At 63.2% G+C, this 13,147-nt stretch carries 14 protein-coding genes; 10 read left to right on the top strand and 4 right to left on the bottom strand.

Annotation, left to right across the window (positions count from 1 at the left end; translation table 11 throughout):
* Window positions 1-380 precede the first annotated feature (380 nt).
* On the bottom strand, window positions 381-1,379 hold the full coding sequence (locus BKX98_RS16690; protein WP_083586924.1) for a hypothetical protein: 999 nt from the start codon (window positions 1,377-1,379) through the stop codon (window positions 381-383).
* Between the two features lie 6 nt (window positions 1,380-1,385).
* On the opposite strand from BKX98_RS16690, the gene BKX98_RS16685 reads away from it, so the two are divergent.
* The 10 genes from BKX98_RS16685 (at window position 1,386) to BKX98_RS14065 (ending at window position 11,110) form a co-directional block, all read left to right on the top strand.
* Window positions 1,386-2,150, top strand: a complete 765-nt coding sequence (locus BKX98_RS16685; protein WP_083586922.1) for a hypothetical protein — start codon at window positions 1,386-1,388, stop codon at window positions 2,148-2,150.
* A gap of 48 nt (window positions 2,151-2,198) precedes the next feature.
* Complete coding sequence (locus BKX98_RS14100; RefSeq protein WP_038990318.1) at window positions 2,199-3,206, top strand: HAD-IIA family hydrolase; 1,008 nt, start codon at window positions 2,199-2,201, stop codon at window positions 3,204-3,206.
* 2 nt (window positions 3,207-3,208) lie between these two features.
* Entirely contained in the window at window positions 3,209-3,382 is a 174-nt protein-coding gene (locus tag BKX98_RS17070) for a hypothetical protein (RefSeq protein ID WP_158024703.1), read from the top strand.
* Window positions 3,379-4,167 carry a TlyA family RNA methyltransferase gene (locus BKX98_RS14095; RefSeq protein WP_066137492.1) on the top strand — a complete coding sequence of 263 codons (789 nt, stop codon included), beginning with the start codon at window positions 3,379-3,381 and terminating at the stop codon, window positions 4,165-4,167. Before BKX98_RS17070 ends, BKX98_RS14095 begins: the two co-directional genes overlap by 4 nt.
* A gap of 74 nt (window positions 4,168-4,241) precedes the next feature.
* Window positions 4,242-5,267, top strand: a complete 1,026-nt coding sequence (locus BKX98_RS14090; protein WP_052253599.1) for an NAD kinase — start codon at window positions 4,242-4,244, stop codon at window positions 5,265-5,267.
* 117 nt (window positions 5,268-5,384) lie between these two features.
* Window positions 5,385-7,139: a DNA repair protein RecN gene (recN, locus tag BKX98_RS14085; protein ID WP_073707688.1), complete on the top strand. Its 1,755-nt coding sequence runs from the start codon at window positions 5,385-5,387 to the stop codon at window positions 7,137-7,139.
* Window positions 7,140-7,246: 107 nt separating this feature from the next.
* Window positions 7,247-8,926 (top strand): CTP synthase, encoded by a 1,680-nt coding sequence (locus tag BKX98_RS14080; protein WP_038990321.1) that lies wholly within the window; start codon window positions 7,247-7,249, stop codon window positions 8,924-8,926.
* Between the two features lie 116 nt (window positions 8,927-9,042).
* A complete protein-coding gene (locus BKX98_RS14075) occupies window positions 9,043-9,687 on the top strand; it encodes an NUDIX hydrolase (RefSeq protein WP_083586920.1) in 645 nt (214 codons plus the stop codon).
* Window positions 9,684-10,607, top strand: coding sequence for a site-specific tyrosine recombinase XerD (xerD, locus tag BKX98_RS14070; RefSeq protein ID WP_073707686.1), 924 nt, complete (start codon window positions 9,684-9,686; stop codon window positions 10,605-10,607). Before BKX98_RS14075 ends, xerD begins: the two co-directional genes overlap by 4 nt.
* Complete coding sequence (locus BKX98_RS14065; protein WP_083586918.1) at window positions 10,607-11,110, top strand: 8-oxo-dGTP diphosphatase; 504 nt, start codon at window positions 10,607-10,609, stop codon at window positions 11,108-11,110. The genes xerD and BKX98_RS14065 overlap by 1 nt, the downstream gene beginning before the upstream one ends.
* Here BKX98_RS14065 and BKX98_RS14060 read toward each other — a convergent pair.
* The 3 genes from BKX98_RS14060 to BKX98_RS14050 form a co-directional block, all read right to left on the bottom strand.
* Complete coding sequence (locus BKX98_RS14060; protein WP_038990325.1) at window positions 11,107-11,337, bottom strand: helix-turn-helix transcriptional regulator; 231 nt, start codon at window positions 11,335-11,337, stop codon at window positions 11,107-11,109. The genes BKX98_RS14065 and BKX98_RS14060 overlap by 4 nt on opposite strands.
* Window positions 11,337-11,834 (bottom strand): DUF2975 domain-containing protein, encoded by a 498-nt coding sequence (locus tag BKX98_RS14055; protein WP_038990326.1) that lies wholly within the window; start codon window positions 11,832-11,834, stop codon window positions 11,337-11,339. The genes BKX98_RS14060 and BKX98_RS14055 overlap by 1 nt, the downstream gene beginning before the upstream one ends.
* Before the next feature lie 152 nt (window positions 11,835-11,986).
* Window positions 11,987-13,126, bottom strand: a complete 1,140-nt coding sequence (locus BKX98_RS14050; protein WP_038990327.1) for a bifunctional 2-methylcitrate synthase/citrate synthase — start codon at window positions 13,124-13,126, stop codon at window positions 11,987-11,989.
* Window positions 13,127-13,147: the final 21 nt, after the last annotated feature.

Genomic DNA, 13,147 nt, shown 5'->3' with positions numbered 1-13,147 from the left:
TCACCTGTTTAACCCGCAGGAGTGCGGCCAGGTGCTATTGCCTGGCCTGTTCGTGTTTAAGGGGGTTTGGCCGCTGGCCGCTGCCGTGCCCCGCTCCACAACGGATCAGGCCGGCATTGAGCCGAAGAGAAAACCTAAGTGGAGTGACTGAGTGTCTTGCCACATTGCACCTGTTTCCCTATGGTATGTCTCGTGGCTCCCGTAGACTTGAAGTTAGATGTACATGCCTTTATGGCGTGCAGAATAGTTAATAGTGAAGTGATTTGCTAAGGCAATCACGAAGGTTGCGGTATTGAGATAGCCGCTGAAGGGGACATTAGATGTCTAACGAATTCCGCCGTAACTCCGACAACGGACGAGGCGACTTCCGGAACTCAAACTCAAGCCGCAACAACTCCCGCGATGGTTTCAAGCGTCGCGATGACCGCAGCGATTTCAAGCGCACCGACGATAACCGTGGTGGATTCCGCGGTGAGCGCCGTGATGACAACCGCGGTGGCGGGTTCAAGCGTAATGATGATCGTGGCGGTTTCCGTGGTGAGCGCCGTGATGACAACCGCGGTGGCGGGTTCAAGCGTAATGACGACCGTGGCGGTTTCCGTGGTGAGCGCCGTGATGACAACCGCGGTGGCGGGTTCAAGCGTAATGACGACCGTGGCGGTTTCCGTGGTGAGCGCCGTGATGACAACCGCGGTGGCGGGTTCAAGCGCAACGATGATCGCGGTGGCTTTAAGCGCAACGATGACCGTGGCGGTTTCCGTAGCAATCGTAACGATGACCGTGGCGGTTTCCGTAGCGAGCGCCGTGATGACAACCGCGGTGGTGGCTTCAAGCGCAATGACAACCGCGATGGCGGGTTCAAGCGTAATGATGATCGCGGCGGTTTCAAACGCAACGATGACCGTGGCGGTTTCCGTGGTGAACGTCGCGATGACAACCGCGGTGGCGGGTTCAAGCGTGATGACAACCGCGTCGATTTCAAGCGCAACGATGACCGTGGCGGTTTCCGTGGTGAACGTCGTGATGACAACCGCGGTGGCGGGTTCAAGCGTGATGACAACCGCGGCGATTTCAAGCGCAACGATGACCGTGGCAGCTTCCGTGGCGAGCGTCGTGATGACAACCGCGGTGGCGGCTTCAAGCGCGCCGATGACCGTCGTTCCAAGGGGGATCGTCCAGCACGCGAGGACCGCTTTGCCGACAAGCGCGAGAATGCACCACGCGCGCACAACCCGGGCGATCTGCGCATCTCGAACCGCTCCGATCGCGAGCAGTCCCCGGACATCGATGAGGACGTTACTGGCAAGGAGCTGGACCGTGTAGCACGCGCACAGCTGCGCTACCTCGAAGAGCGTTCGGCAAGCTGGGTCGCCAAGCACCTGGTGATGGCTGGCCGCCTGCTGGAAGAGGACCCGGAACTGGCTTACCAGCACACCCTGGCGGCATCGCGCCGTGGCGGCCGCGTCGCCGTCGTGCGCGAAGCCGTTGGCATTGCCGCCTACCATGCCGGCAAGTACGCCGACGCGCTGCGTGAGCTGCGCACCCACCGCCGCATTTCCGGCTCGGACTACAACCTGCCGTTGATCGCCGACTCGCTGCGCGGCCTGGGCCGTGCGGAGAAAGCCATCGAGCTGGCGCACTCCGAGGAATGCGCCAACCTGGAAACTGCCGTCAAGGTCGAAATGCAGATGGTTGCCGCTGGCTCCTACGCCGACCTGGGTAAGCTGGACAAGGCACTGGCTGAGCTGGAGTCGCTGGAGCAGCTGAACTTCAACCGCGCCTTCTCCTTCAGCCCGCGCCTGTTCACCGCCTACGCTGACCTGCTCTCGGCTGCCGGCCGTGCAGAAGACGCGAAGCGCTGGAATGCACAGGTGGAGGTTGCCGAAAGCGCCCTGGGCATCGAACGCGAAACCGAATCCTTCATCATGGACCTGGCTCCGGAGCTGGACGAGGAAGAGGAAACCCCGCGTGCCAAGGATCTGATCGAACCTTCCGAGTCCTCGGAAGCGGCTGCCGACGCAACCGCAGACGAAGCTGAAGAGCCTGGAGCCGAGCAGACCGGCATCGACGAGGACGATGACCTGAACGTGGTCGTCGAATCCGACACGGACGCCGCCGAAGCCGACGTGGAAGACGAATCGACGAAGTAAGCTTTGGCGTAGTAGCCAAATACCTAAAGTAGTAGGAACCACCACCGAATGCTGATCTCCGGATTTGATTCTGTCCTCTCCGATTTGGATGGCGTCGTCTATGCTGGCCCGAACGCCATTGACGACGCCGTCGAGTCGCTGAACACCCTCGCGGAAGTGAATGTCACACTGGCGTTCATTACCAACAATGCCGGGCGTTCGCCGATGTCGGTCGCGGCGCACCTGCGCCAGCTGGGTGTGAAGACCAGCGCCGAGCAGGTCTTCGGCTCGGCCGACGCCGGCGCGGAGATGCTGGCCCGCGAACTGAATCCGGGATCCAAGGTCCTGGTGGTCGGTTCCCCCTACCTGCGCGAATGCATTGCCGTGCGCGGGCTGGAAGTCGTCGAAACCCATAAGGAAGAACCCGTAGCGGTGATCCAGGGGTTCGACCCGGACATCTCGTGGACGAACCTGGCCGAGGCCAGCTATGCGATCAATAACGGCGCCGCATGGGTTGCCACCAACACCGACCTGACGATCCCGCGCGCCGAGGGCCTGGCCCCGGGCAACGGGTCGCTGGTCAACGCGGTGAAGCTGGCTACCAGCGTGGAACCGCGGGTGGCCGGAAAGCCCGAATCCTACCTGTTCGCACGGGCCGCCGACCGGCTGGATTCCCAGCGCCCGCTGGTCGTCGGCGACCGCCTGGACACCGACATCCTCGGCGGCTTCCGTGCAGGATTCTCCACCGCGCTGGTGCTCACCGGCGTCGACACCCCGCGCACAGCGCTGGGCGCTCCGGTCGAGCAGCGACCCAACTACCTCATCAACTCCCTGGCCGACCTGTACCGTCCCTACCCGACCATCAAGGTGCTCGGCTACGGCGTGCAGGTCGGCGACGCGGTCGCCAAGGTCGATCACGGCGCGATCGAAGTGACGGGCAGCGACCAGGACCTGAACGCCTGGCGCGCCGCCTGCCATGCCTGGTGGCTGGCCCACCCGCGCCAGTCGCGGCACGAAGAACCGGAAATCCGGTTCACCGAACGCGGGCTGGATGCCCTGCGGAAGGTGCGGGGCTAGCCATGCAGCCACAGGAACCTGTCCCAGGCCCCGGCCCCCGAGGGCTGGATGAGGCGGCAGTCGAGCAGGCGCTGTCCTCGCTGGCCGACCACGACATTACCGAGCATGCCGGAATCTATGAGCAGCTGCTTGCCGGCCTGCAGCACGAACTGAACCGTACGGAGCACGGCGCGTGAATCGCCTGGATCAAGAACTTGTCACCAGGGCGCTGGCGCGCTCGCGCACCGAAGCTGCCAAGCTGATCGATGCCGGGAGGGTGCTGCTGAACGGGCAGGCAACCGCCAAGGCCTCCAAGAAGGTGTCCGCGGCCGACGAGCTGGCCCTGGTGCCCAGCGAAGGCGAGGAGTACGTCTCTCGTGCCGGGCACAAGCTCGCCGGCGCACTAGATGTCTTTGCGACTATCGATCCTGCGGGCCTGCGCTGCCTGGATGCCGGCGCCTCCACCGGCGGTTTCACCGACGTGCTGCTGCGCCGCGGGGCAAAGTCCGTGGTCGCAGCCGATGTAGGCCATGGCCAGCTGGTCGATGAGATCCGCGAAAACCCGCGCGTCACGGTCCGCGAAGGGCTGAACGTGCGTTATCTGCTCCCCGAAGATATTGGTGGACCAGTCGACCTCGTAGTAGCCGACTTGTCCTTTATCTCGCTGCGCTTGGTGATCGACGCTTTGGCCTCGGCCACCAAGGACGGCGGCGGGCTGCTGCTGATGGTCAAGCCGCAGTTCGAGGTCGGGCGCGAGCATCTGAACCGTACCGGCGTGGTCACCGATCCGCAGCTGCGCCGCAGCGCCGTGGAAGCGGTCGTGGCCAGCGCGCACGCTGCGGGCCTGCAACTGCGCGGCTTGGCCCGCAGCCCCCTGCCGGGACAGGACGGCAACGTCGAATTCTTCCTCTGGCTGGCCGCCGGCGGGAATCCACAGCCTGCCGATGTGCCGCTCTTCGGGCAGGACGTTGACTATTCTTAGTAGTGACGTGTTTTAGCCGTGGTCGATAACCACGGTCATTTTGCACCTCGCGAAGCTGAGAGGGGCCGACCGCCTTGCGCCGAATCCTGATTTTCACCCATACCGGCCGCCAAGAAGCGATCACCGCGGCCATCGAAACCTGCGCCCTGCTCAATGAAGCAGGCGCCATCCCGGTGATGCGCCGCAAGGACCAGCTGGCGATGACCGAAGCGATCGGCGCGGCTGTGCCCTCGGTGCAGGTGCTCGACGAGGATTGCCAGATCGAAGACGTCGACTTGGGCGTGGTGCTCGGCGGCGACGGCTCGGTGCTGCGCGCCGCGGAACTGGTCCGCGAATCCCCGATGCCGCTGGTGGGCGTGAACCTCGGGCATGTGGGTTTCCTCGCCGAAGCTGAACGCAGCGAACTGGCCTCCACCGTCCAGGCGCTGGTCAATGAGACCTATACAGTGGAAGAGCGCATGACCATCGAGGTCAAGGTGTGGCTGGATAACGTCTGCCTTGCCGAGACCTGGGCCTTGAACGAGGCCGCCGTGGAAAAGGCCAACCGCGAGCGCATGGTCGAGGTCGTGATCGAGGTCGATGGGCGTCCGATCTCCACCTTCGGATGCGACGGCGTCGTAATGGCCACGCCGACCGGCTCCACCGCATACTCCTTCTCTGCCGGCGGACCAGTGGTGTGGCCGGATGTCGCGGCGCTGATCATGGTGCCAATCTCCGCGCACGCCCTGTTCGCCAAGCCCCTGGTCATTTCCCCGGATTCGATCATGGCCGTGGAAATGCTCACCCGCACCGATGCCGGCGCGGTGCTCTGGTGCGATGGCCGGCGCACCATCGAGCTGCCGCCGGGAGCCCGCGTGGAAGTGACGCGCAGCGATCGGCCGGTCTACATGGCCCGGCTGAACACGACCCCATTCTCCGAGCGACTGGTCAACAAATTCGAACTGCCGATTACCGGCTGGCGCGGTCCGGCAACGGAAGAGGCCCGCCGTCCGGCAACCACGGCATTGCCGGTGATCGGGCCGGGACTGCAAAGCGTCGATCCGCACTACCGCGATGAACCGGGGATCCCCATGGTGGGACGGCCTGAGGACCAGGGCTAACCGCCCGCATCAGCGAAAAATTCTCCACCCGCTCGAACATAGTTGCGAAAAATAGGATTAGAACACATATACTAAAAACGCACGGTACGACTTGAACTCGACATTCGGGAGCAGGCAATGATTCAGGAAATCCAGATCTCCAACCTCGGAGTGATTACCGAGGCCACGCTGCCGCTTGGCCCCGGGCTCACGGTAGTCACCGGTGAAACGGGCGCTGGCAAGACCATGGTGATCACCGCCCTGTCCCTGCTGCTTGGACGCCGGGCCGATGCCGGTGCGGTGCGCAACGGTGCCAAGCATGCCCTGGCCGAAGCCGTAGTGCACCTGCCCCCGGATCACCACGTGCTCGATGCCGCAGGCCAGGCCGGTGCGTTCATCGAGCCGGCGGGGGAGAACAGCGAGCTGCTGCTGTCCCGCTCGCTCTCGGCCCAAGGTCGTTCGCGGGCCACCATTGGAGGACGAAGCGCCCCGGTCGGGTTGCTGGCCGAGCTGGGCCATGATCTGGTTGCCGTCCACGGCCAGTCGGACCAGATCCGCCTGAAAGAACCTGTTGCCCAACGTGACGCGTTGGACCGCTTTGCCGGTAGCTCGCTGTCGCGCACGCTCAGCAGCTACCAGCGCGCCTATCGCCAGTGGCGTTCGGCTTCCAAGGAGCTGGCTGGCCTGAAAACCGATTCGCGCAACCGCGTACGCGAAGCAGAGAACTTGCGCCTGGCGTTGGATGAGATCGATTCGCTGGATCCGCAGCCCGGCGAGGACGAGTCGCTGCGCGAGCAATCCATGAAGCTGGGCAATATCGAATCCCTGCGTACCGCCTGCCAGCAGGCCCAGGCCATCATCGACTCCGAAGATTTCGAAAACCCGGGCGTGACGACCTTGGCCGAGACCGCCCGCGGCGTGCTGGGCCAGGCCAGCGGCGATGACACCGTGCTGGCGGCTTTCGCAGGGCGGGCAGCTGAATTGGGCATTCTTGCATCTGAGCTCTCCAGTGATCTTTCCTCCTACGTAGCCGACCTCGATGAAGAAGGCCCGGAGCGCTTGGCGCAGATTGAAGCCCGCCGTGCCGACCTGAACAAGCTCATGCGCAAGTACGCGCCGAGCATCGATGAGGTGCTGGCCTGGGCGGCCGAATCCCGCTCCCGGCTCGAAGAACTTGGCGGGGACGACTCGCGCATCGAGGAACTGGAAGTAGAAGTCGTCGACCTGGAGCACAAGGTTTCCTCGCTGGCCTCGGACCTCTCCGATGCGCGCCGCAAGGCAGCCAAGAAGCTCTCCGCGCAGGTTTCGGCCGAGCTTAAGGCCCTGGCGATGCCCGATGCCAAGCTCGTCATCGAGGTGAGCGAATTGGAAGAACCCGGCGGTTTCGGGCAAGACGCAATCTCCATGCTGCTGGCCCCGCATGCTGGCGCTTCGCCGCGGCCGCTGGGCAAGGGGGCCAGCGGCGGCGAGCTCTCCCGCGTCATGCTAGCCATAGAAGTCGTCCTGGCAGCCGTCGATCCGGTACCGACCTTCGTCTTCGATGAAGTGGACCAGGGCGTGGGCGGCAAGGCAGCGGTGGCCATTGGCGAGCGCCTGGCCATGCTGGCCAAGCATGTGCAGGTCATCGTGGTGACCCACCTGCCCCAGGTGGCCGCCTATGCGGATCGGCATATCCGTGTGATCAAGAATTCAGATGCCAAGTTGAAGGCCGGAGCTGGCTACACTGCCAGCGACGTCATCAGCCTGGATCAGGAAGCCCGCGTCAAGGAGCTTGCGCGCATGCTCGCCGGCCAAGAGGAATCCGGCACCGCGCAGGCGCATGCCGAGGAGCTGCTCGAGGATGCCCAGAAGCTAGTGTCATCGCTCACCTCAAAGAAATTGGCGAAGGCCTAAAAGTCTTGGTGAACCCCTGAATTACGCGGATGCTATGGCATTGGCCGGTGGTGCACTAGAGTCTTATGAGGATGCGAAATATTGGAATGGTGATAGGATGAAATCCCGTGGTGCAGCGTAATTCAACTCGTGATTCTCGGTCGTCTGAAACGACAAAGCATATCTTCGTCACCGGCGGTGTGGCCTCTTCCCTGGGTAAGGGTTTGACGGCATCCAGCCTCGGACATCTACTTCGAGCTCGTGGTCTCTCAGTGACCATGCAGAAGCTCGACCCGTACCTGAACGTCGATCCAGGTACCATGAACCCTTTCCAGCACGGTGAAGTCTTCGTTACCGACGATGGTGCCGAAACCGACCTGGACATCGGCCACTACGAGCGTTTCCTGGACGAAAACCTGCCAGGTACCGCCAACGTGACCACCGGACAGGTCTACTCGACCGTCCTGGAACGCGAACGCCGCGGTGAATACCTCGGCGATACCGTGCAGGTCATCCCGCACATCACCGATGAGATCAAGCGCCGCATGCGCTTGGCGGCTACCGACCCGGGCGCCGGCAAGTCGGCTCCCGACGTGATCATCACGGAAATCGGTGGCACCGTTGGCGATATCGAATCCCAGCCATTCCTCGAGGCGGCGCGCCAGGTCCGCCAGGACATCGGCCGAAAGAACGCATTCTTCGTGCACGTTTCCCTGGTTCCGTTCATCGGCCCGAGCCATGAACTGAAGACCAAGCCTACCCAGCACTCCGTTGCGGCTTTGCGCTCGATCGGCATCCAGCCAGACGCACTGGTGATCCGCTCGGACCGGCCAATCCCTGCGGAGATGCGCGCCAAGCTCGGCCGCACCTGCGATGTGGACACCGAAGCAGTCATCAACTGCGCCGACGCTCCAAGCATCTACGACATCCCCAAGGTCATCCACTCCCAGGGCCTGGACGCTTACATCGTCCAGACCTTGGAGATGAAGTTCCGCGATGTGGACTGGGAGTCGTGGGATCGACTGCTCGAAGTCGTGCACAACCCGGCAACCGAGCTGACCGTCGCTTTGGTGGGCAAGTACATCGATCTGCCGGATGCCTACCTGTCGGTCACCGAAGCACTGCGTGCCGGCGGTTTCGCCAACAACGCGAAGGTCAACATCCGCTGGGTGCCGGCTGACGACTGCGCTACCGAGGCAGGGGCTGCCAAGGCGCTTGAAGGCGCAGAAGCAATCTGCGTCCCCGGCGGCTTCGGCATCCGCGGCCTGGAAGGCAAGCTGGGCGCACTGCGCTTCGCTCGCGAAAACAAGCTGCCAACCCTGGGCCTGTGCCTGGGGCTGCAGTCGATGGTCATCGAATACGCCCGCAACATGGCTGGCCTCACCGATGCCTCGTCCACCGAATTCGATCCAGAAACCTCGACCCCGGTCATCGCTACCATGGAAGAGCAGCTGGAGATCGTCGACGGCAAGGGCGATCTGGGCGGCACCATGCGACTGGGCCTGTACGACGCGAAGCTGCTTGAAGGTTCGGTTCTTGCTGAAACCTATGGCAAGACCGAGGTCGCAGAGCGCCACCGCCACCGCTACGAGGTCAACAACGCATACCGTGCCCAGCTTGAAGAAGCTGGTCTGGTCTTCGCTGGCACCTCGCCAGACGGCAGCCTGGTCGAGTTCGTTGAACTGCCGAAGGACGTGCATCCGTACTACGTCTCCACGCAGGCGCACCCAGAGCTCTCCAGCCGCCCAACTCGCCCACACCCGCTGTTCGCAGGTCTGGTCGAGGCAGCCCTGGAGCTGCGCAAGTAATACAGCTTGCCAGGGGTGAAACTCTGAAGGCAATGCGCGCCGGTCAGTACTGACCGGCGCGTTGCTGTTTAAGCTGGAGAGTAACGACCAGCTTTTTCTACCGAAGGACGATCCTCGTGCCGCTGCATCCGATAGCCGATGAATTCTCACCGCGTGAATTGCTGAACCGCGAAACCGTGTACGAGGGCCGCATCTGGGACGTCATCCATGACACCGTGAAGCTCTCTGAATCAGGGGCGACGATCGAACGCGACTACATCAACCACCCCGGTGCGGTCAGCGTGCTGGTCATGGACGCCGAGGAACGCATCTTGATGGTCAACCAGTACCGCCACCCGGTCGGCATGCGCCTGTGGGAAATCCCGGCCGGCCTGCTCGACGTAGCTGGCGAACCGCCGTTGGAAGCCGCCAAGCGCGAATTGTGGGAAGAAGCGGACCGCACCGCCGATCACTGGTCGATCCTCACCGATGTCTTCTTGAGCCCGGGCTCGTCGGCCGAGGCCGTGCGGATCTACCTGGCACGCGATGCGAAGCTGGTCGCAGCAGACCATCGCCATCAGCGGACCGAAGAGGAAGCCGAAATGGTCAGCACCTGGGTTCCCCTGGAAGAAGCCGTTGCCGCGGTGCTGGCAGGAAAGATCCATAACCCCACCGCGACCATCGCCATCCTGGCCGCCCATGCCGCCCGCGCCAACAAGTACCTCGACCTGCGCGATGCGAACGAGCCATTCGACGTGCACCCGTACCTGCGCGAAGGATGAGCAACCGGTTCGAAACCCCGCTCAAGCGCTACCTGCAGCATCTGGCGATCGAGCGCGGGCTGGCCGAGAACACCTTGGCGTCCTACCGCAGGGACCTGACCCGATACACGGATGCGCTGCAAGCGGCAGGCATCGCGCAGCCGCAGCAGATTACCGAGGCAGCCATCAGCGGCTACCTGCAGGAGCTCTCGCGCGGAGACGAAGAGCATCAGCCGTTGAGTGCCCGCTCCGTCGCACGCCACTCGGTAGCCATCCGCCAGCTGCACAAGTACTGGGAGCTCGAAGGGATCTGCGCGCCGAATCCTGCCCGCGAGATCCAGCCCCCGGCCATCGGCCAATCCCTGCCCAAGGCAATATCCATCGACCAGGTCACCCGGATCCTCGAATCGGTGAGCATCGAAACCCCTGCCGGACTGCGGGATCGGGCGATCCTGGAATTCTTGTACTCCACCGGCGCACGCATATCCGAAGTCGTGGACTTGGATGTCGATGATCTGCACTTTGCCGACGATGCCGTGGTGCGCTTGTTCGGCAAGGGATCCAAGGAGCGGGTGGTTCCGGTCGGCAGGTACGCCCAGCGTGCGGTCAGCGATTATCTGGTACGTGCTCGTCCCGGGCTGGCCGCCAAGGGAAAGGGCACCCCGGCATTGTTCCTGAACCAGCGCGGGGGACGGCTCTCGCGCCAATCGGTATGGCTGCTGCTGGCCAAGGCGGCCGAACGGGCCGGGATAGCTACCGAGGTCTCTCCGCATACGCTGCGCCATTCCTTCGCCACGCATTTGCTGGAGGGCGGAGCAGATGTCAGGGTGGTCCAGGAACTGCTGGGGCATGCATCGGTCACCACCACGCAGATCTACACCAAGGTCACCGTTGATTCGCTGCGCGAGGCCTACCAGTTGGCCCACCCGAGGGTGAACTAGTGGCGGGCCGCCGGATGCCCGGTGCCAAGCAGGTAGCCCTCGTTGCCCTGTTGCAGGAACGCGCCGGTCGCCTGCACGTGCTGCTCGGGCGCAAGCGCCGCGGGTTCGGCAAGGGAAATATCGTCTTGCCCGGCGGCAAGATCGAGCCCGGAGAGAGTGCTGTGCAAGCGGCCATCCGGGAATTCCGCGAGGAAACTGGCCTGGTGCTCGCACCGCAGGAACTGGAGCTTGCGGCACAAATCAATTTCCGATTCCCGGCTCAGCCGGCAGCCGACATGGAATGCGCAACCTTCATTGCTAGGCAAGCAACGGGCCAGCCGGAAGCCACCGAGGAACTGGAGCCGCTGTGGGCAGATCCGGATGCCCTGCCGGTCGAGCAGATGTGGCAGGATTCCCCGTTGTGGCTGCCCAAGCTCGTAGCCGGTGGGAATTTCACCGTTGAAATCGTGCTGGCGGGGGACAACATTTCGGTGCAGGAGATCAGCTTCGAGAACTGGGACTAGCTATCGGCCAGTTGCCCGGCTTCGCCGGGTTCAAAGACCAGCAGGTCGCCTGGCTGGCAATCCAGCTCCCGGCACAGCGCTTCAAGGGTGCTGAAGCGTACCGCCTTGGCACGCCCATTCTTGAGCACAGCGAGGTTGGCCGGGGTAATGCCGATGCGTTCGGCCAACTCGCCGACGGCCATTTTACGGCGGGCCAGCATCACGTCGATATCTACGCGGATTCCCATCAGATGACGCCGCCCAGCTCGGTTCGCAGCTCAGCTGCCTGTGCCTCGGTCATCGCGGCTTGCGCGAGCAGCTGGCGCAGCACGAGCACGATGATGCTGATCCCGATCATCAGCAGCCCGGCTCCGCCAACGAGGAGGACGACCCCAGGGGCGATGTCGGTGCTCGCGGCAAAGATGGTGCCGAGGGCGAAAGTGGCAAGCGCACCAACCGCGAAGGCGACGATGATGGGGGTGACATAGCCCAGCGACGCGGGATCGAAGACGGTGCCGCGCTTGACTCTCGTAGCCAGTTTCCACACGCTGTAGACACAAGTTTCAATGACCAGTCCGGCGAGAATCAGATAGCCGAGGAAAGCGGCTTGGAAGAACTTGTCGGTGCCGTTGCTTGGCGATTCATGGATAAGGATCATCGGTATCATGAACAGCTGCACAAAGAGCGTTCCGGCCAGGATGACGGCGAGAACTACCTTCAGGCCGATAATGCTGTATTTTCCCATGGCTAGGACCTTATCGTTCTTCGAAATGTTTCTATCGTTAAACGATAGGGCAAGAGGTCTGCGACGGCAACTCCGGATAGCTTGGGCATGCGAATGGCCACGGGCTGACGCGCTTGCGCCATTCCCGTGGCCAATGCCAGGAAGCGAAATTCTTACAGCGAACGCTGCTCCACCCCGTTGTAGGCCGAAAGCGGGCGGATCAGCGCGTTGGCTGCGCGCTGCTCGAAGATGTGGCTGGTCCAACCGGTGATGCGCGCCGCGATGAAGATCGGGGTGAACATCTCGGTGTCGAAGCCCATCAGGTGATAGGTGGGACCGGCAGGGTAGTCGAGGTTCGGCTTGATGGCCTTGGCCTCGTCCATGGCGGCCTCCAGGCCGTCGTACAGGCCCAGCATTTCATGGCGGCCATAGTGCTCGATCATGCGATCCAGTGCGGCCTTCATGGTAGGCACGCGGGAGTCGCCGTGCTTGTAGACGCGGTGGCCGAAGCCCATGACCTTCTTCTTGGCGGCCAGTGCTTCTTCCATCCAGGCCTTGGCACGCTTGGCGGCATCCTCGCGGGATTCCTCCTTGTTGATGCCGATCTCGTTGAAGGTGTGCATGACTGCTTCGTTGGCGCCGCCGTGCAGCGGGCCCTTCAGCGCGCCGATCGCCCCGGTGACTGCCGAGTGCAGGTCTGAGAGGGTCGAGGTGATCACGCGGGCGGTGAAGGTCGAAGCGTTGAAGGAGTGCTCCGCGTAGAGCACCATGGACACGCGGAAGGCGTCGACAACCTCTGGGGCCGCTTCTTCGCCGAAGGCCATCCACAGGAAGTTCGAGGAGTAGTCCAGATCCTCGCGTGGAGCCACGGCATCCTGGCCGCGGCGGCGGCGCTGGTCGTAGGCAACCACTGCAGGGAAGGCGGCGAACAGTTCCTTGGCCTTGAGCAGCTCAGCCTCGGGGGAGGAGTTCTCGGCCTCGGGGTGGTTGGCGCCGATCACCGAGACCGCGGTGCGGCCCACGTCCATCGGGTGGCAGTCGGTTGGCAGCAGGTCGATGGCTGCCTTGACGCGTGGGTCCAGAGCGCGGTTGGCCCGCTCGAAAGCGCAGAACTCGGTCAGTTCGCTTTGGGTTGGCAACTCGCCGGTCCAGAGCAGCAGTGCCACCTCTTCGAACGACTTGTTCGCGGCCAGGTCCTGGACGGGGTAGCCGCGGTAGAGCAGCGAGTTGGTTTCTGGATTGACCTTGGAGACGGCGGTGTAGTCAACGACGACGCCTGCCAGGCCCTTCTTGATTTCCTCGGTGGCAGTCATTCTTGCTCCTCTTCATTGCCG

The sequence above is a fragment of the Glutamicibacter sp. 0426 genome (assembly GCF_001906485.1).
Taxonomy (GTDB): domain Bacteria; phylum Actinomycetota; class Actinomycetes; order Actinomycetales; family Micrococcaceae; genus Glutamicibacter; species Glutamicibacter nicotianae.
The sequence above is the reverse complement of the archived record's forward strand: the minus strand, read 5'-3'. Positions and strand labels throughout refer to the sequence as shown.

Bases quoted from the DNA above. Each gene is read 5' to 3' on its own strand.
- BKX98_RS16685 (WP_083586922.1), top strand. From the start codon at position 1,386: ATGGCTGGCCGCCTGCTGGAAGAGGACCCGGAACTGGCTTACCAGCAC.
- BKX98_RS14100 (WP_038990318.1), top strand. From the start codon at position 2,199: ATGCTGATCTCCGGATTTGATTCTGTCCTCTCCGATTTGGATGGCGTC.
- BKX98_RS17070 (WP_158024703.1), top strand. From the start codon at position 3,209: ATGCAGCCACAGGAACCTGTCCCAGGCCCCGGCCCCCGAGGGCTGGAT.
- recN (WP_073707688.1), top strand. From the start codon at position 5,385: ATGATTCAGGAAATCCAGATCTCCAACCTCGGAGTGATTACCGAGGCC.
- xerD (WP_073707686.1), top strand. From the start codon at position 9,684: ATGAGCAACCGGTTCGAAACCCCGCTCAAGCGCTACCTGCAGCATCTG.
- BKX98_RS14060 (WP_038990325.1), bottom strand. From the start codon at position 11,337: ATGGGAATCCGCGTAGATATCGACGTGATGCTGGCCCGCCGTAAAATG.
- BKX98_RS14055 (WP_038990326.1), bottom strand. From the start codon at position 11,834: ATGGGAAAATACAGCATTATCGGCCTGAAGGTAGTTCTCGCCGTCATC.
- BKX98_RS14050 (WP_038990327.1), bottom strand. From the start codon at position 13,126: ATGACTGCCACCGAGGAAATCAAGAAGGGCCTGGCAGGCGTCGTCGTT.